The following is a 17,838-nucleotide window of genomic DNA, read 5'->3' as shown; positions in this document are numbered from 1 at the left end:
CATCAGTCGGCCGGAGGTCCGGTCGACCAGCGCATTTCCACGTCGGGAGGTCTCGATGGCGGCTCTCCTCTGGTTGCTGATCCCGGTCGCCGCAGGAGTTGTGGCGAGCGTCTGGGGCGGCTGGGCCGGCCGGCGCAGGTCGGTCGTTCCGGACGCGGCAGGCGTGGCCGGATACGAACGGTTCCGCGCCGCCATGGCGCGCACGCACGGGGGCGAGGCCGGTTCTCTCGCGCCTGCCGCTTCGGCCGCCTCGACGCCGCGGGTACCGGCGAACCACGGCACCATGCCGCCCGCCGGGAGCGGAACGGGCCGGGAAGCGCACTGACACCCCGGTCCCGTACTGTCGTACGCATGCCACGCCGCACCGCGACCATGCTTGCGTCCACGCTGCTGCTCATAGCCCTGCTGTGCGGGGTCGTGCTGATCAAGGTGCCGTACGCGGAGATGTCCCCGGGGCCGACGTACAACACGCTGGGCGAAGTGGAGGGCGAGCAGGTGCTGAGCTTCCCGGGCAAGGACATCCCGGAGGACGCCTACGGCGGGCACCTCAACATGACGACCGTCCGCGTCACCGGTTCCGAGTACCGGATGGACCTGTTCACCGCCCTGCACGGCTGGCTCAGCGAGGACGACGCGGTGGTGCCGCACGAGATCCTCTACCCGGAGGACAAGTCGGCCGAGGAGGTCGACCAGCAGAACGCGGAGGAGTTCAGCCAGTCCCAGGAGAGCGCCAAGGCGGCCGCGCTCAAGGCGATCGGCGAGCCGGTCACCGCCCGGGTGGTGGTGCAGGCGGTCATCGAGGGTGGCCCTTCGCAGGGCACGCTGCACGCGGGCGACATCATCCGGTCGGTGGACGGCGAGCAGGTGCGGAAGCCGACCGATGTCGCCGACATCGTCACCCGCCACGAGCCGGGCGAGAAGGTCCGCTTCACGGTGGTCCCCGCGGACGAGGTGGAGGACGCACAGAAGGACGGCCGCGGCATCGGCTCCCTCGACGGCGAACAGGTCACCGTCCGCACCGAGAAGGCGCCGGAGGACGGCCGCGCCATCGTCGGCATCCAGCCCGGCATCACCCACACCTTCCCGTTCCGGATCGACATCTCGCTCGCGGACGTCGGCGGCCCGAGCGCCGGGATGATGTTCGCGCTGGGCATCATCGACAAGCTGACGCCCGAGGACAAGCTCACCGGCGGCGCCTTCGTGGCGGGCACCGGCACGATAGACGCGACCGGCCGGGTGGGCGCGATCGGCGGCATCGGCATGAAGACGATCGCCGCACACGACAAGGGTGCGGAGTACTTCCTCACCCCGGCGAAGAACTGCTCCTCCGCCCTCGCGCACAAGCCCGACGGCCTCACCCTGGTCGAGGTGGAGACGCTCGACGACGCGCTCGGCGCGCTGGAGAAGATTCGCGCGGGCGAGACCGCCGACCTTCCCCGCTGCGGCGGCTGAGACCGGCTGCCCGGATCCCCGGCCGCCCGGGGTCCGGGCGGCCGGAGGCCCCCGAGGCGCGCCCCCGGCGCGGACCCGTCCGGCAGCCCGTCTCGTCCCTCAGTCCGTCTCGTCGAAGGTCGAGGCGAGGGCGTCCGCCAGCCCCGGCACCAGCCCGGCACCGGTGAGGACCTCCGTCGAGGCGTCCTTCTCCCGCAGCCGCAGTGCCGACTCGCGGGCGCCGTCGCGCAGCACGCCCACGGTCATCCGGACCTCCTGCCGCTCCGGGTGTTCGGCGACCCACCGCGACAGCCCAGCCTCGTCCATGTCCTCGGGTGCCGAGTCCTCGGCGGAGGGCGGCAGCATCAGCCGCTCGATGGTGAGCGCGCAGCCTGCCACGGCGTCCGGCCAGCCGATCGTGCCCAGGAACTCGTCGAGCGGTGTGCCGGGTGGCAGCTCGTCCTGCTCGACGGGGGTGAGTGCGAGGACGCCCGGCTGCTCCTCGTCGCTGGCTTGCACACCGAGCTGTTCGGCGAGTCCGGGCTCCTCGGCGCGCAGTCTCGCGGTGTCGACCAGGGCGAAGAGCCGTGCGGGCTGATCCCATCCCAGACCCGCCGCGTACTCGTCGATCTCGAGAACCGCCCTGGTCAGGGGGCTCGTGGCCATTGGGGTGCCGCCTGTCGCGTTGCTGTTCATCGCTCCATCCTGCCGGTCCGGCCCCCGGACTCGGGAACCGGGTAAAGCTTCGGTAAGTTGCCTAGGTGGGCCTACGATGCGGGCCCTGCATCATCCACTGCGAATCTTCGAGGTGCGCACCTTGGCTTTCCAGATGCCGGACCGGGGCTCCGGAGGTCCCACCGGGCCACGGATCAGAGTGGGCCGACCTTCGCGGCGCGCCCGGACCTTGCTCATGACCGCGGGCGTGCTCGCGGTCCTCGCCATGCTCTTCGTCATGTTCGCCGGGTTCTGGACGGACTGGCTGTGGTACCGCTCGCTGGACTACAGCTCGGTCTTCACCACCACCCTGGTGACCAAGGTGGGGCTGTTCGCCGTTTTCGGCCTGCTGATGGCCGCCGTCGTCGGGCTGAACATCTGGCTCGCGCACCGGCTGCGACCGCCGCTGAGCGCCATGTCGCTGGAGCAGCAGAGCCTGGACCGGTACCGCATGGGCATCGCGCCGTACAAGAGGTGGATCCTGCTCGGCATCGCCGCGCTGGTCGGCCTCGTGTCCGGCGCGTCCGCCGCCGGGCAGTGGCGCAAGTGGCTTCTGTGGGTGAACGGCGTGGACTTCGGCACCACCGACCCCCAGTTCGGCATGGACGTCTCGTTCTACGCGTTCGACCTGCCGTGGTACCGCTTCCTGCTCGGCTTCGGGTTCGCCGCGACGGTGCTCTCGCTGATCGCCGCCGGCCTGGTGCACTACCTGTACGGCGGGCTGCGCGTCACCAGTCCCGGGGCCCGCGCCACCGCGCAGGCGACCGGCCACCTCTCGGTGCTGCTGGGCGTCTTCGTCGCTCTGAAGGCCGTGGCGTACTGGCTGGACCGGTACGGCCTCGCGGTGAAGGGCAGCGACTTCAAGGCCACGGAGAACTGGACCGGCCTGAAGTACGTCGACGCCAACGCGTACCTGCCGGCGAAGACCATCCTCTTCATCATCGCGATCATCTGCGCCGTGCTGTTCTTCGCGACCCTGTGGCGGCGCACCTGGCAGCTCCCCGTCATCGGCTTCGGCCTGATGGTGCTCTCCGCCATCCTCATCGGCGGCCTCTACCCGGCGATCGTGCAGAAGTTCCAGGTCGAGCCGAACGAGCAGGCCAAGGAAACGCCGTACATCAAGAAGAACATCAAGGCGACGCGCGACGCGTACAACATCAACGACTCGCGGGCGACCAACTACTCGGGCACCAGCAAGGCCGGCGACCAGGAGCTGCGGAACGCTGCGGACACCACCGCCGCCCTCCGCCTCCTCGACCCGAACGTCGTCTCGCCGACCTTCCAGCAGAAGCAGCAGGTGCGCGGGTACTACGAGTTCCCCGCGACGCTGGACGTGGACCGCTACACCACGGAGGACGGCGAGGAGGTCGACTCGGTGGTCGGTCTCCGTGAGATCGACCCGCAGGGCATCCCCAAGAAGGGATGGATCAACGAGCACTTCAAGTACACCCACGGCTACGGCATGGTGGCTGCGAAGGGCACAGAGGTCGACAAGGACGGCGAGCCAGTCTTCCTGGAGAAGAACCTGCCGCCGCGGGGCGAGCTGGGCGAGTACCAGCCGCGGATCTACTACGGCGAGCAGACGACCACGTACTCGATCGTCGACGGCCCGCAGGAGGAGATCGACTACGTCGGGGACGGTGAGGAGGTCACCTACTCCTACACCGGCGACGGCGGCGTCGAGCTGTCCAACCCGTTCAACCGGGCCGCGTACGCGATGAGCTTCGGCGAGCCGCGCATCCTGTACTCGGGTGCCATCGGCGAGGGCTCGCAGATCCTCTACAACCGGACGCCGAAGGAGCGGGTCGAGGCGGTCGCCCCGTGGCTGACGATCGACGGCGACCCCTACCCGGCGATCGTGGACGGCAAGGTCCAGTGGATCGTCGACGCCTACACGACGACCAACAACTACCCGTACTCCTCCCGCACCACGCTGGGCGACACCACCACCGACGCCCTGACCGACAGCCAGCGCTCGGTCGTCGCTCAGCAGAACCGGGTCAACTACATCCGCAACTCGGTGAAGGCCACCGTCGACGCCTACACCGGCGAGGTCGAGCTCTACCAGTGGGACGAGAAGGACCCGGTGCTGAAGACCTGGATGAAGGCCTTCCCCGGCACGGTGGAGCCGAAGAGCGCGATCAGCAAGAACCTCAAGGAGCACATGCGGTATCCGCAGGACCTGTTCAAGGTCCAGCGCGAGCTGCTCACCCGCTACCACGTCACGTCCGCCTCGCAGTTCTACAGCGGCAGCGAGCGCTGGCAGATCCCGGACGACCCCACGCGCGAGGGCAGCACGGCCGTTCCGCCGTACTACCTGAGTATGAAGCTGCCGGGGGAGAAGGAGCAGACGTTCTCGCTGACCACCACCTTCAACCCGGTGGAGCGTGAGACGCTCGGCGCCTTCATGGCGGTGGACGCGAACGCGACGAGTCCGAACTACGGGCGGATCGACCTGCTGAGACTGCCGTCCAACACCACGGTGGCCGGACCGCAACAGGTGCAGAGCAAGATCAACTCCGACCCGGAGATCGCCGACGACCTCAACATCCTCAAACGCGGCGACTCCGAGATCGAGTACGGCAACCTGCTGACGGTGCCGCTCCGGGGTGGCCTGCTCTACGTCGAGCCGGTCTACATCGAGGGCGCGAACACCAGCTATCCGCGGATGCGGAAGGTCGTCGCGGTCTACGGCGAACGGGTCGCGTTCGAGAACACGCTGGAGGAGGCGCTGAACAACGTCTTCCAGGCCGACGGCACCGGCGACACGGGTGAGGATCCCGGTCAGGACCCGGGTCAGGACCCCGGTGAGGACCAGGACCAGGGTCAGGACCCGGGCGGCGATCCGCCCGGCGCCCCGGACCTCCAGCAGGCCCTCCAGGACATCGAGGACGCCTACGAGCGCAGCGAGCAGGCTTTCCGCGAGGGTGACTGGGGTGCCTACGGGCGAGCCCAGGAAGACCTGAAGGAGGCCATCCAGGAGGCCGCCGACGCGCGTGAGGGCGGCGGTTCCTGACGGGAAAATCGGACGAAGGGCCCGGGGTCAACGACTCCGGGCCCTTCGCTTGTCCGGGGGATGTCCGGTGTCCGGGGTTTGAGTGATCTCCGTGTCGGGAAGTCGACAAAACGCTGAAGTGACCTCATGGGGAGCGGTATTGAGGTGTACGCGGGTTGCGGGTGATGCGACGATGGGGCTTATGGGGGACAAGGTCAGACTTGACGATCGGGATGTCGGGGGTGGCACGCCGGACATCAACGCGATGAGTGTGCTGGGCGCGCAACTGCTGCGCCGGGGAGATCTCGACGCCGCCGAGCCGAAGCTGCGCGCCGCGACGGCCGCGGGCGACCGCGCGGCGGCCAACAACCTGGGCGTGCTGTTGCACCAGCGCGGTTACCCCGACGAGGCGGCCGGATGGTGGCGGGTCGCCGCCGTGGCCGGCTCCGCCGCAGCGGCCCACGCGCTGGGCCGCCACCACCGGGAGCGGGGCGACGAACCGGCCGCGCACTACTGGCTGGTGCAGTCCGCCGAGTCCGGCCACGCGCTCGGGGCGTACGCTCTCGCCGACCTGCTCGCCCACCGCGGCGAGGAGGGCGCCCGGGACTGGTTCCGGGCCGCCGCAGAACAGGGCCACCGGGAGGCGGCGTACCGGCTCGCGAAGATCGCCGAGGACCGGGGGGGCGAGGACGGCCGCAAGGAGGCCGAGCAGTGGTACCGGCAGGCCGCAGCACGCGGCCACCGCCGCGCCGCGCTGCGCCTGGGCGCCATCCTCGAACGCCGCGGTGAGCTGAGGGAGGCGGGCCGTTGGTACCTCACCTCCGCCAAGGACGGCGAGTCCCGTGCCGCCTGCGCCCTGGGCTTCCTGCTCCGCGACGCCGGTGACGAGGACAGCGCCGCCGAGTGGTGGCGCCGCGCCGCCGAGGGCGGGGACGGCAACGCCGCCAACGCCCTCGGTGCCCTGCACGCCTCCCGTGGCGAGCGGCAGACCGCCGAGCGCTGGTACCGCGCCGCACTGGACGCCGGCGACGACAACGGCGCGTTCAACCTCGGCCTGCTCTGCTCCGCGCAGGGTCGTACGGCCCAGGCCGAGCAGTGGTACCGGCGTGCCGCGTACGCCGGACACCACGAGGCGGCGAACGCGCTGGCCGTCCTGCTGCTCCAGCGGGGTGACGCGGACGGTGCCGAGCCGTGGTTCTCGAAGGCCGCCGAGGCGGGCAGCGTGGACGCCGCCTTCAACCTCGGCATCCTCCACGTGGGCCGGGGCGACGATCACGGCGCGCGCATCTGGTACGGGCGCGCGGCGGACGACGGGCACGCGGAGGCGGCTCTCCAGGTCGGCCTCGCCCACCAGCGGGACGGCGACGACCACGCCGCCGAGCGCTACCTACGGCGTGCCGCGGGCGGCGGCAGCATCGAGGGCGCCTTCCGGCTGGGCCTGCTGTTGGAGCAGCAGGCGCAGGAGCCGCAGGAGGGCAGCGCCGACGTGCTGCCCGGCCGCGACGAGCACGAGGAGTGGTACGAGCGGGCGGCCGAGCAGGGCCACCGGCGCGCGCAGGTGCGGCTGGGCATGTGCGCTTCCGCGCGCGGCGACGTCGTGGACGCCGCCCGCTGGTACCGCGCGGCCGCCGAGGGCGGCAGCCCGAACGGCGCGTTCAACCTCGGGCTGCTGCTGGCCCGTGAGGGCGGCGAGCCCGAGGCCGCGCTGTGGTGGGCACGCGCGGCGGAGGCCGGCCACGGCCGTGCGGCCCTGCGGCTGGCGCTGGTCGCCGCCCGGCGCGGTGAGCTGGCCCAGGGCCGGCGCTGGTGTGCCCGGGCCGTCGAGCTGGGACCCGAGGAGGTCGCGGAGCGCGCGGCGCGGCTGGCCGACGCCCTCGCGGACGAGCTTTCGGCGTGACCGTGGGGCGGGGATGACCCGCCTCACGGCGGCGTCGCCGCTCCGGGCGGGGTCGGCCAAAGCGGTGGGGCCCGTGTCCGTGTCCCGGGCCCGAGGGTGCAGCGGGTAAGCGATTTGCATCGGCGTCGTGTGGTCCGCTACAGTGATCACACAACGACGCGGGGTGGAGCAGCTCGGTAGCTCGCTGGGCTCATAACCCAGAGGTCGCAGGTTCAAATCCTGTCCCCGCTACTGAAGACGAAGGGCCCGGAACGGTGTTCCGGGCCCTTCGTCGCGTGTGCGCGTCGCGCAGTCGCTGCGTGGGCCGCACGCGAGGGCGGCGGCGACGGTGCCGTCGGGCGTCAGGCCGCGGCGCAGTCGGGGCACAGCCCCCGGTAGGTGATCGTCGCGCCCGCCACGGAGAAGCCGTACCGCTCCCCGTCGGGCAGCGAAGCGAGCGGGTCGCCGGTCGGGTGCACGTCACGGATCATCCCGCACTGCGAGCAGACCAAATGCTGGTGGCTGTGCCGGGCGTTGGGGTCGTACCGCTTGGCGCGCCCGTCGGTGCTGACTTCTCGCACCTCGCCCAGTGTGACCAGTTCGCTCAGCGTGTTGTAGACCGTGGCCCGCGCGATCTCCGGAAGCCGGTCCGTGGCGCGCGTGTGGACCTCGTCGGCCGTGTAGTGCACGTGGTCGCCGTCGAGCACTTCGGCGACCACGCGCCGCTGTGCGGTGAGCCGCCAGCCACGCTCTCTCAGTCGTTGCAGAAGGTCGCTCATGCCCCCAAGCCTAGCAGTCGGACGTTCCATGGTAAGACCCCGTACGGCTTTCGGAATCTTCTTGACTTGGACAATGTCCAATGTAGGATCTAGTGCAGATTACCAGGGGAACGGTTTCCCGTAGGACGGGTCCCCGAGCACCGAGGAGGCGGATGTGACCGCGCAGCAGTACGAGACCACCGGCCCGCTGACGACCGAGGCCGGCGCACCCGTCGCGGACGACCAGAACAGCCAGACGGCCGGTGCCGGCGGCCCGGTGCTGGTCCAGGACCAGCACCTGCTGGAGAAGCTCGCCCACTTCAACCGCGAGCGCATCCCGGAGCGCATCGTGCACGCCCGCGGCGCGGGCGCGTACGGCACCTTCACCGTCACGCGCGACGTGACCCCCTACACCCGCGCCGCGTTCCTCTCCGATGTGGGCAAGGAGACGGAGGTCTTCGCCCGCTTCTCGACCGTGGCCGGCAACCTGGGTGCGGCGGACGCGGTCCGCGACCCCCGCGGCTTCGCGCTGAAGTTCTACACCGAGGAGGGCAACTACGACCTCGTCGGCAACAACACGCCGGTGTTCTTCATCAAGGACGCCGTGAAGTTCCCGGACTTCATCCACACGCAGAAGCGCGACCCGTACACCGGCTCGCAGGAGGCGGACAACGTCTTCGACTTCTGGGGGTTGTCGCCCGAGTCCACGCATCAGGTGACCTGGCTCTTCGGCGACCGCGGGATCCCCGCCTCCTACCGCCACATGCACGGCTTCGGCTCGCACACCTTCCAGTGGAGCAACGCCGACGGCGAGGCCTTCTGGGTCAAGTACCACTTCAAGACCGACCAGGGCGTCAAGAGCCTCACCCAGGCCGAGGCGGACGAACTGGCCGGCAAGGACCCGGACAGTCACCAGCGGGACCTGCGCGAGTCCATCGAGCGGGGCGAGTTCCCGAGCTGGACGGTTTACGTCCAGGTCATGCCGGTGCAGGAGGCGGCGACCTACCGCTTCAACCCGTTCGACCTGACGAAGGTCTGGCCGCACGCGGACTACCCGCTGCACGAGATCGGCCGGATGGAGCTCAACCGCAACCCGGAGAACATCTTCGCCGAGGTCGAGCAGTCGATCTTCTCTCCGCACCACTTCGTGCCGGGCATCGGCCCGTCCCCGGACAAGATGCTCCAGGGTCGCCTCTTCGCGTACGGCGACGCGCACCGCTACCGCGTCGGCATCAACGCCGACCACCTCCCGGTGAACCGTCCGCGCGCCGCCGAGGCACGCACCCACGGCCGGGACGGCTTCCTGTACGACGGCCGGCACGGCGGGCGGAAGAACTACGAGCCGAACAGCTTCGGCGGGCCTCCCCAGACCGACCGCCCGCTGTGGGAGCCGGTCGCGGTCTCCGGACGGACCGGCGACACCGCGGCCCCCTCCCACGCCGAGGACGACGACTTCGTCCAGGCCGGCGACCTCTACCGGCTGATGACGGAGGAGGAGAAGGGCCGGCTGATCGACAACCTGGCCGGAGCCATGGCGGGCATCACCCACGACCACATCGCGGAGCGCGCCATCGAGAACTTCCGCAAGGCGGACCCCGACTACGGCAAGCGGCTGGAGGCCGCGGTTCAGGCCCTCCGCGGCTGACCCGGGGTCGCGCACCCCGGTGGGCATCCGCTCGCCGTAAGGAGCCGGAGGGACCGGACGCCATGGGGCTCCGGTCCCTCCGGTCCGTCGGGGTCGGAAGTGCCTGTGGGCGAGGTCAGCCCGCGGACACCGTCGCGTCGTAGGCGTCCGGGATACCCGACCAGCACCGCACGATGTCGCGGACGGACACCACGCCCACGGGTTCCTGTTCGTCCAGCACGATCAGGTGGCGGAAGCCGCCGTGCGCCATGGCCTGTGCGGCCTCGTGCAGCGTCCACCGCGGGCCGGCGAAGACGACGTCCGTGGTGGTGTGCCCCTGCGCGGTCTCCTGTTCCGGGTCCTGGCCGGCGCCGACCGAGTTGAGGATGTCCCGCTCGGTGAGGATGCCGATGCCGCCGGCGTCGGGATCGAGGACCACCGCGGCGCCGACGCGCCGGGCAGACATCAGCTCGGCGGCCTGCCGCAGCGAATGGGTCGGGCCGATGGTCAGAACCACGGTGCTCATGGCGTCCTGTACGAGGGTGGGCATGGCGTGTGAGCCCCTCTCGGGTAGCTGTCGCGGGCCTTGCGAAGCGTTTCACAAGGTCACAAGCGGTTCGAGTCTTCATGCTCACACGCCGCCCCGGACACAACAAGAGGGCGCGCGCCCGCCGGCGCGCGCCCCGTCCAGCTCAGGGAACCGGCCCGGTCAGGCGGTCAGCCGTCCCAGCAACTCGTCGTGCAGCAGGCCGTTCGAGGCCGCCGCGTTCCCGCTGTGTGGGCCCGGCCTGCCGTCCAGTCCGGTGAAACGGCCGCCCGCCTCCTCGACGATCACGGCGCTCGCCGCCATGTCCCACAGCGACAACTCCGGCTCCGCGCACATGTCCACGGAGCCCTCGGCGACCATCATGTAGGGCCAGAAGTCGCCGTACGCGCGCGTACGCCAGCAGGACCGGGTCAGGTCGAGGAAGCCGCCGAGCATCCCGCGCTCCTCCCAGCCCGAGAGCGACGAGTAGGCGAACGACGCGTCCGCGAACCGGCCGACGCGCGACACGTGCATCCGGGTGGCCTGCGGGAGGCTGCGCCCGGTGTACGCGCCGCCGCCCTGCACGGCCCACCACCGGCGGTGCAGCGCGGGCGCGGAGACCAGCCCCACCACCGGACGGTCGCCCCCCTCCGTCGTCTCGGTGAGCGCGATCAGGGTCGCCCACACGGGTACGCCCCGGACGTAGTTCTTGGTGCCGTCGATGGGGTCGATGATCCAGCGGCGCGGACCGTTCCCCTCGGTGCCGAACTCCTCGCCCAGCACGCCGTCGCGTGGGCGCGCCCGCCGCAGCGACGTACGGATCAGCTCCTCGGCCGCTTTGTCGGCCTCGCTGACGGGCGTCATGTCCGGCTTGGTCTCCACCTTGAGGTCGAGGGCCTTGAACCGCTCCATCGTCGTGGCGTCGGCGGCGTCGGCCAGGACATGGGCGAGGCGCAGATCATCGTGGTAGTCCGGCATGTGCGAACAGTATCGACCGTCTCCCCGGGCGGCCACACGAGCATGGCCGTCCGGGTGGGTCGCCCGCTGCGGCGCGTATTGACAGCCCCTGCGGACGCGTCGATTCTGTGCCCGCGCCACGTGCGCGCGCTGCGCGTGCACGCCGCACGGAGGTGGGGATGCCGACCGCACGCGAGAGCCTGCTCGACGCCGCGCACGAGGCCGTGTCCACCCGGCCGTGGACGGGCGTCCGCATGGTCGAACTGGCCGCGAGCGCCGGTGTCTCGCGGCAGACCCTCTACAACGAGTTCGGCAACAAGGACGGGCTCGGCCGCGCGCTGGTGCACCACCGTGTCGAGGGCTTCCTGCGCGGTGCCGCGGCGGTCGCGGCGCAGGCCGTCCGGGGCGGCGCGGACCCGCCGACGGGGTTGGCGGTCGCTGCCGGGTGGATGCTCCGCACGATCGGCGGCGAGCCGATCGTGCGGTGTGCGCTCACCGGGTGCTGGACCGGGCGGATGCCGCCGGCGGCGCGCGGCGAGCCGGGGACACCGCAGGAGCTCGCGGACGAGTTGCTGCGGCGGCTGGTCGCGGCGCTCGCCGCCGACGCGGCGCGGGCCGAGCTGCTGCACCTCGCGTGCGACGCGGGACTCCGCCTCGCGCTCTCCTACGTCGTCGTACCCGTGCCCGGCGCGGAGGACGAGGCGTGCACCCGCATCCACGACGTGACCCGCGCCCTTCTTTGAGGCCCGCGCTCTCTTCCGGCACCGGCGGTGCCACGCGGCGTCAGTCGCCCTCGTGGGGTTCGCGGGTGGCGAGGAGGCGTCGCAGGGAGTGGAGGCGAGCCTGCTCCGCACGGCCGTCGGCGACCCACGCGTCCAGGGCGCAGTCCGGCTCGTCGTGGCTGCACGCCCGGGGGCAGCCCTCCGTGCCGGGCTTCAGGTCCGGGAAGGCGTGGATGACACGCCCCGCGTCCACGTGGTGCAGTCCGAACGACCGCACCCCGGGGGTGTCGATCACCCATCCGGAGTCGCCGGCCAGGGGCAGCGCCAACGCCGAGGTGGTCGTGTGCCGGCCCCGCCCCGTGACCGCGTTGACGTGACCGGTGGCCCGTCGCCGGGCGGGCGGCACCAGCGCGTTCACCAGCGTCGTCTTGCCGACCCCGCTGTGGCCGACGAACGCGGTGGTGCGGCCGTAGAGCCGCTCGCGCACCCGCTCCGCCGCGTCGCCGTTCGCCAGCTCGTCCCGGTTGCAGACGGCGTACCGCACGCCGAGGGGCGCGTACGTCTCCAGCAGCGGGTCGGCCGCCGCGAGGTCGGACTTGGTGAGCACCAGCAGCGGGTCGAGTCCGGCGTCGTACGCCGCGACGAGGCAGCGGTCGATCAGCCGCGGTCGCGGCTCCGGGTCGGCCAGTGCGGTGACGATGGCGAGCTGGTCGGCGTTGGCGACGACGACGCGCTCGTACGGGTCGTCGTCGTCCGCCGTGCGCCGCAGCACCGAGGCCCGCTTCTCGACCCGCACGATGCGGGCGAGGGTGTCCTTCGCGCCGGACAGGTCGCCGACCACGGCGACCCGGTCGCCGACGACCACGCCCTTGCGGCCCAGTTCGCGGGCCTTCATCGCGGTGACCGTGCGGCCGTCGACCAGGCAGGTGAGGCGGCCGCGGTCGACGGTGACGACGAAGCCCTCGGCCGCGTCCTCGTGCTTGGGCCGCCGGTGGGTGCGGGGCCGGCTGCCGCGGCGGCCGGGGCGTACGCGGATGTCGTCCTCGTCGGTGTGCTTGCCGTAGCGGCGCATCCCGGCCGCCTCTACGCCCGTGCTCCGGCGGAGGTGCCGAGCATGCCGTGCCACAGCTCCGGGAAGTCCGGGAGGGTCTTGCCCGTGGTGGCGATGTTCTCCACGCGCACGCCGTCGACGGCCAGCCCGAGCACCGCGCCTGCGGTGGCCAGCCGGTGGTCGTCGTAGGTGTGGAAGACCCCGGCGTGCAGCGGCCGGGGCCGGATGCGCAGGCCGTCCTCGGTCTCGGTGACGTCGCCGCCGAGCCCGTTGATCTCCTGGGCGAGCGCGGCCAGTCTGTCGGTCTCGTGCAGCCGGAGGTGCGCGACGCCGCGCAGCACGGACTCGCCGTCGGCGAGCGCGGCGACGGCGGCGATGCCCGGCGTCAGTTCGCCGACCTCGCCGAGGTCGATGTCGACGCCCCGGACACGGCCCGAGCCGGTGAACGTGAGGCCGCGTTCGTCCAGCTCGCAGGAGCCGCCCATGGCGGTGAGGATGTCGCGCAGCGCGTCGCCGGCCTGCGTGGTGTGCCGCGGCCAGTCCGGCACGGTCACGCGGCCTCCGGTGACCAGCGCCGCGGCGAGGAACGGCTGCGCGTTGGACAGGTCCGGCTCGACGACCACGTCGCGTCCCAGCAGCGCGCCCGGCGTCACCCGCCAGACGTCGGCCTTCCCGCCGTCCTCGGGGGTGTCGACCCGGGCACCGGCGGCGCGCAGCATCTCCACGGTCATCCGGATGTGTGGCATCGACGGCAGCCTGCCGCCGACGTGCCGTACCTCGACGCCCTGGTTGAAGCGCGCCCCGGACAGCAGCAGCGCGCTGACGAACTGGCTGGAGGAGGAGGCGTCGATCTCGACCGCGCCGCCCTCCAGGGAGCCCGCGCCGTGCACGGTGAGCGGGAGCGCGCCGCGCCGGTCGTCGTCGACGCGGGCGCCGAGGGCGCGCAGCGCGTCGATCACGCCGTGCAGCGGCCGTTCGTACGACCGCGGGTCGCCGTCGAAGCGGACGGGCCCGTCGGCGAGGGTGGCGACGGGCGGCAGGAAGCGCATCACGGTGCCGGCGTTGCCGACGTCGACGGTCGCGGGGCCGTGCAGACCGGCCGGGATGACCCGCCACACCTCTCCGCTCCCGGCCGTCCCGCTGACCGGCGCGGTGCTGGAGGACGCGGTCTCCTCGATCTCGACGCCCATCTCCCGCAGTGCGGAGGCCATCAGCAGTGTGTCGCGGGACCGCAACGGGCGCCGCAGCCACCCGGGTTCGGCGGCCAGGGAGGCGAGCACCAGGGCGCGGTTGGTGACCGATTTGGACCCGGGCACGGTCACGGTCGCGTCCACGGGGTCCGCGGCGAGCGGGGCGGGCCAGAGGGCGGGGTCCGCGACGGGGCGGCCGGTGGTCTCGGTCATGGCTCAACTCTAGAGGCTGCGCCCCTGCACACGGCGCCCGGACGGGCCCGGGGCGGTGCCGCTACGGGTCGGCCCGCCCTCAGACGTCGAGCAGCCAGCGCCCGCCGCCCGCGAGGGAGCACAGCGACACCGCGTGGAACAGGAGCAGCCACAGGAACGGCGGCACGTGCGTCAGGCGGGACAGCTGGTCGACGTCGGAGTCGGGCGCCCCGCCGCGCCGCCGTTTCGCCTGGAGCTCGAACACCGGCCGTATGCCGCCCAGCAGCAGGAACCACACCACGCCGTAGGCGAAGGCGGCCTGGACCTGCGGGCCGGTCAGCCACGACACCAGGAGGAAGGCGCCGCCGGTGAGGACCACGGTGAGCACGCCGTACGCGTTGCGGACCATCACCAGCATCGCCAGGAGCAGCAGGGTGGCGCCCCACAGCAGCAGGGTGATGTGGTCGGCGGCCAGCAGCCAGGCTCCGCCGAGGCCGAGCAGCGGGGGAGCAGTGTAGCCGGCCGCGGCGGTGAGCACCATGCCGACGCCGTGCGGCTTCCCGCGCGAGACGGTGAGGCCGGAGGTGTCCGAGTGCAGCCGGATGCCGTCCAGGCGGCGGCCGGTGAGCAGCGCGGTCAGGCCGTGCCCGCCCTCGTGCGCGATGGTCACGGCGTTCCGGGACAGCCGCCACACGCGGTGCGGGGCGATCACGGCGAACGCGACGGCGGCGGTGGCGAGTACGACCCACAGGTCGGGGTCGGGCTGGGTGCCCAGGACCCGGTCCCACAGGTCGGTGATGCCCCTGGTGTCCATGCTGCGACGTGCCTCCCCTGGCCCCCGGCGGTCCGTACGCGGTCCCCGCCTCCGCGCACGGCCGCGTTGTCGGTGTGCCGTGGCAGTCTTGCACTCATGTGCGGACGGTACGCGGCCAGCAGGAAGCCCGAGGACCTCGTCGGGCTGTTCGACGTGCAGAAGTGGGAGCCGGAGGAGGCGCTCGCGGCGGACTGGAACGTCGCGCCCACCAAGGACGTGTACGCGGTGCTCGACAGACCGGAGAAGGGGTCGGACGATCCCGGCCCCGTACGTCAGCTGCGGACGCTGCGCTGGGGGCTGGTCCCGGGGTGGGCCAAGTCGCCGGACATGGGCGTGAAGATGATCAACGCGCGGGCTGAGACGGTGCACGAGAAGTCCGCCTACCGGAAGCCGTTCGCGGCCCGCCGCTGCCTGCTCCCCGCCGACGGCTACTTCGAGTGGGTGACGGGGAACAAGGAGCTGGACCTGGAGCAGGAGGGGAAGCGGAAGCGGCCGCGCAAGCAGCCGTACTTCGTCACCCCGGCCGACGGCGGCGTGATGGCGATGGCCGGGCTGTACGAGTTCTGGCGCGACCGCACCCGGGCCGACGACGACCCGCGCTCCTGGTGGGTGACGTGCACGGTGGTGACGACCGCCGCCGGGACGGGCCTGCTGGCCGGGGCGACGGGTGAGGCGGACGCCGGTCCGCAGTCGCTGGCCGACATCCACCCCCGGATGCCGCTGGTGCTGACCCCCGACCGGTGGGACGCGTGGCTGGACCCGGCGAGGACCGACCCGGACGAGGTCCGGGCCCTGCTCGCCCCGCCGCCCGCGGCCCTGCTGCGCGCCTACCCGGTGTCGACGGAGGTGAGCAACGTGCGGAACAACGGGCCGGAGCTGGTCGAGGAGATCGCGGCCCCCGAAGAGCCGACGCTCTTCTGACGGCCCGCGGCGGGTGGGCCGCGGCGCGTTCGGCGGCCGTACGCGTTCCGGCGCCGCGCCCCGGCGGTGCGCGCGTCACGGGCCCGTGCGGTGGAGAATCGCCGCATGCCCGTACGCGAAACCGTCGCCACCCCCACCGGGGACGCCCGCCTCACCTGGTACCCGGCGGACCGGCCCCGCCGGGTGCTCGCCCTCGGCCACGGCGCCGGGGGCGGCATCGAGGCCCGCGACCTCCGAGCGCTCGCCGAGGCCCTGCCGCAGCACGGCACCACCGTCGCCCTGGTCGAGCAGCCCTGGCGGGTCGCCGGGAAGAAGGTCGCCCCCGCCCCGAAGACTCTGGACGCGGCGTGGGTCGCGCTCCGGCCGGCGCTCGAGGCCCGGACGGAAGGCGGCGAGCTCCCCCTCGTCGCGGGCGGACGCAGCGCCGGGGCGCGCGTCGCATGCCGCACGGCGGGCGCGCTCGGCGCGGTCGCCGTGCTCGCGCTGTCGTTCCCGCTGCACCCGCCGGGCCGCCCGGAGAAGTCGCGCGCCGGTGAACTGGCCGACGCCGGCCTGCCCACTCTGGTTGTCCAGGGCGAGCGGGACCCCTTCGGGCGGCCCGCTGAGTTCCCGGCCGGTACGCGGCTCGCCACCGTCCCCGGCGGGGACCACGGATTCGCCGTGCCGAAGACCGCCGCGGTGTCACAGGACGAAGCGCTGCGGACACTCACCGAAGCCGTGCAGGCGTGGATCGCCGCGGGAATGCCGGCGGCCCCCTGAGGTGTTGTACGGGCTGCGGCGGTGACCACACCGTCCGAATGTCTACGCCCTGTGCGAAAGGAAGCCGCCCCCATGGGTTCTGTCGCTTGCCCGCAGCGTCCCCAGGCCGCTGACCTGGACTGGGCCACGCTCGCGTTGGCCGGTGGCGCCGGGAATCCGGCGGCGGAGGCTGCGGATCGTCGTCTATTCTCCGGGGCGAGCGGGTACTCGTTTCTGCCCGCAGGAGCTACGGAGGAGGTGGGTCCGGTCACCGGCACCGGCGACGGCACGAACAGCGCGCGCGACGCGGAGCGGCAGGAGAGCGCGGAGGAGCGCAGCGCGCGCTTCGAGCGCGACGCCCTGCAGTTCCTGGACCAGATGTACTCCGCCGGCCTCCGTATGACCCGGAACCCCGCTGACGCGGAGGACCTGGTGCAGGAGACCTATGCCAAGGCGTACGCGTCGTTCCACCAGTTCCGGGAGGGCACCAACCTCAAGGCGTGGCTCTACCGGATCCTCACCAACACCTTCATCAACTCCTACCGCAAGAAGCAGCGCGAACCGCAGCGCAGCGCGGCCGAGGAGATCGAGGACTGGCAGCTCGCCCGCGCCGAGTCGCACATGTCGACGGGGCTCCGTTCCGCGGAGGCCCAGGCGCTGGACCACCTGCCCGACTCGGACGTGAAGCAGGCCCTCCAGGACATTCCGGAGGAGTTCCGGATCGCCGTGTACCTGGCGGACGTCGAGGGGTTTGCGTACAAGGAGATCGCGGACATCATGGGGACACCCATCGGCACCGTGATGTCCCGGCTGCACCGCGGCCGTCGCCAGCTGCGCGGCATGCTCGAGGACTACGCGCGCGACCGCGGACTCGTCCCTGCCGGTGCCGGTACGGACGCGTCGCACGACGGGAAAGGCTCGGGCTCATGAGTTGCGGAGAGCCGCACGAGACGGACTGCTCCGAGATCCTGGACCACCTCTACGAGTACCTCGATCAGGAGATGCCCGAGAGCGACTGCGCCAAATTCCAGGTGCACTTCGACGAGTGCTCCCCGTGCCTGGAGAAGTACGGACTGGAGCAGGAGGTCAAGAAGCTCGTCAAGCGATGCTGCGGGCACGACGACGTACCGACCGACCTGCGGTCCAAGGTGATGGGGCGGATCGAGAAGATCCGCGCCGGGGAGATCGGCCCGGACGCGGGCGCCGCCTCGCGCGCCGGCGACGAGGGCGGGGCCGGGCGCTGAGAGCGGCGCGGTCGGCGCTGTTGCTCGAGCCCGCCCGCACCTCTCATGCCCGCACGTCCGTGCGGGCATGATGCACTCGAAAGGC

At 72.1% G+C, this 17,838-nt stretch carries 17 protein-coding genes and 1 tRNA gene; 11 read left to right on the top strand and 7 right to left on the bottom strand.

What is annotated here, in order from left to right; translation table 11 throughout:
- Positions 1-55: 55 nt before the first annotated feature.
- Together E4198_RS07500 and E4198_RS07495 are read left to right on the top strand one after the other, a co-directional pair.
- Complete coding sequence (locus tag E4198_RS07500; protein WP_136182486.1) at positions 56-325, top strand: hypothetical protein; 270 nt, start codon at positions 56-58, stop codon at positions 323-325.
- A gap of 26 nt (positions 326-351) precedes the next feature.
- A complete protein-coding gene (locus E4198_RS07495; protein WP_136182485.1) occupies positions 352-1,452 on the top strand; it encodes a PDZ domain-containing protein in 1,101 nt (366 codons plus the stop codon).
- 99 nt (positions 1,453-1,551) lie between these two features.
- Here E4198_RS07495 and E4198_RS07490 read toward each other — a convergent pair whose 3' ends face one another.
- Positions 1,552-2,127 (bottom strand): PPA1309 family protein, encoded by a 576-nt coding sequence (locus E4198_RS07490; protein WP_136182484.1) that lies wholly within the window; start codon positions 2,125-2,127, stop codon positions 1,552-1,554.
- A gap of 133 nt (positions 2,128-2,260) precedes the next feature.
- Between E4198_RS07490 and E4198_RS07485 the strand changes: the two genes are divergently transcribed.
- The 3 genes from E4198_RS07485 (at position 2,261) to E4198_RS07475 (ending at position 7,268) form a co-directional block, all read left to right on the top strand.
- Positions 2,261-5,161: a UPF0182 family protein gene (locus E4198_RS07485; protein ID WP_247597875.1), complete on the top strand. Its 2,901-nt coding sequence runs from the start codon at positions 2,261-2,263 to the stop codon at positions 5,159-5,161.
- Positions 5,162-5,405: 244 nt separating this feature from the next.
- Positions 5,406-7,037: a tetratricopeptide repeat protein gene (locus E4198_RS07480; protein WP_247597585.1), complete on the top strand. Its 1,632-nt coding sequence runs from the start codon at positions 5,406-5,408 to the stop codon at positions 7,035-7,037.
- Positions 7,038-7,194: 157 nt separating this feature from the next.
- Positions 7,195-7,268 (top strand) — tRNA-Met (locus E4198_RS07475).
- A gap of 110 nt (positions 7,269-7,378) precedes the next feature.
- Here the strand turns inward: E4198_RS07475 and E4198_RS07470 are convergent.
- Positions 7,379-7,795 carry a Fur family transcriptional regulator gene (locus E4198_RS07470; protein WP_136182481.1) on the bottom strand — a complete coding sequence of 139 codons (417 nt, stop codon included), beginning with the start codon at positions 7,793-7,795 and terminating at the stop codon, positions 7,379-7,381.
- A 154-nt stretch (positions 7,796-7,949) separates the two neighbouring features.
- On the opposite strand from E4198_RS07470, the gene E4198_RS07465 reads away from it, so the two are divergent.
- Complete coding sequence (locus E4198_RS07465) at positions 7,950-9,419, top strand: catalase (protein WP_136182480.1); 1,470 nt, start codon at positions 7,950-7,952, stop codon at positions 9,417-9,419.
- Positions 9,420-9,534: 115 nt separating this feature from the next.
- On the opposite strand, the gene E4198_RS07460 is transcribed toward E4198_RS07465, so the two are convergent.
- Both E4198_RS07460 and hisN read right to left on the bottom strand, forming a co-directional pair.
- Positions 9,535-9,948 carry a CBS domain-containing protein gene (locus tag E4198_RS07460; RefSeq protein ID WP_051308869.1) on the bottom strand — a complete coding sequence of 138 codons (414 nt, stop codon included), beginning with the start codon at positions 9,946-9,948 and terminating at the stop codon, positions 9,535-9,537.
- Positions 9,949-10,107: 159 nt separating this feature from the next.
- Positions 10,108-10,902, bottom strand: a complete 795-nt coding sequence (hisN, locus tag E4198_RS07455; RefSeq protein WP_136182479.1) for a histidinol-phosphatase — start codon at positions 10,900-10,902, stop codon at positions 10,108-10,110.
- Positions 10,903-11,060: 158 nt separating this feature from the next.
- On the opposite strand from hisN, the gene E4198_RS07450 reads away from it, so the two are divergent.
- Positions 11,061-11,624 carry a TetR/AcrR family transcriptional regulator gene (locus E4198_RS07450; RefSeq protein WP_136182478.1) on the top strand — a complete coding sequence of 188 codons (564 nt, stop codon included), beginning with the start codon at positions 11,061-11,063 and terminating at the stop codon, positions 11,622-11,624.
- Positions 11,625-11,664: 40 nt separating this feature from the next.
- Here the strand turns inward: E4198_RS07450 and rsgA are convergent, their stop codons facing one another.
- The 3 genes from rsgA to E4198_RS07435 all read right to left on the bottom strand — a co-directional run bounded on the left by rsgA (position 11,665) and on the right by E4198_RS07435 (position 14,850).
- Positions 11,665-12,675 carry a ribosome small subunit-dependent GTPase A gene (gene rsgA, locus E4198_RS07445; RefSeq protein ID WP_136182477.1) on the bottom strand — a complete coding sequence of 337 codons (1,011 nt, stop codon included), beginning with the start codon at positions 12,673-12,675 and terminating at the stop codon, positions 11,665-11,667.
- A gap of 11 nt (positions 12,676-12,686) precedes the next feature.
- Positions 12,687-14,057, bottom strand: coding sequence for a 3-phosphoshikimate 1-carboxyvinyltransferase (aroA, locus tag E4198_RS07440; RefSeq protein ID WP_136182476.1), 1,371 nt, complete (start codon positions 14,055-14,057; stop codon positions 12,687-12,689).
- A 79-nt stretch (positions 14,058-14,136) separates the two neighbouring features.
- A complete protein-coding gene (locus E4198_RS07435) occupies positions 14,137-14,850 on the bottom strand; it encodes a M50 family metallopeptidase (RefSeq protein WP_136182475.1) in 714 nt (237 codons plus the stop codon).
- A gap of 96 nt (positions 14,851-14,946) precedes the next feature.
- Here E4198_RS07435 and E4198_RS07430 point away from each other — a divergent pair, with 96 nt between their 5' ends.
- The 4 genes from E4198_RS07430 to rsrA all read left to right on the top strand — a co-directional run bounded on the left by E4198_RS07430 (position 14,947) and on the right by rsrA (position 17,753).
- On the top strand, positions 14,947-15,771 hold the full coding sequence (locus E4198_RS07430; protein WP_136182474.1) for an SOS response-associated peptidase: 825 nt from the start codon (positions 14,947-14,949) through the stop codon (positions 15,769-15,771).
- A 105-nt stretch (positions 15,772-15,876) separates the two neighbouring features.
- Positions 15,877-16,530: an alpha/beta family hydrolase gene (locus E4198_RS07425; protein ID WP_136182473.1), complete on the top strand. Its 654-nt coding sequence runs from the start codon at positions 15,877-15,879 to the stop codon at positions 16,528-16,530.
- A 72-nt stretch (positions 16,531-16,602) separates the two neighbouring features.
- Entirely contained in the window at positions 16,603-17,439 is an 837-nt protein-coding gene (locus E4198_RS07420) for a sigma-70 family RNA polymerase sigma factor (protein ID WP_136182472.1), read from the top strand.
- Positions 17,436-17,753: a mycothiol system anti-sigma-R factor gene (gene rsrA, locus E4198_RS07415; protein ID WP_136182471.1), complete on the top strand. Its 318-nt coding sequence runs from the start codon at positions 17,436-17,438 to the stop codon at positions 17,751-17,753. Before E4198_RS07420 ends, rsrA begins: the two co-directional genes overlap by 4 nt.
- The last annotated feature ends 85 nt before the right edge of the window (positions 17,754-17,838 follow it).

Source organism: Streptomyces sp. RKND-216 (assembly GCF_004795255.1).
GTDB lineage: Bacteria > Actinomycetota > Actinomycetes > Streptomycetales > Streptomycetaceae > Streptomyces > Streptomyces hazeniae.
This window is presented reverse-complemented; position numbering and strand designations above follow the sequence as displayed.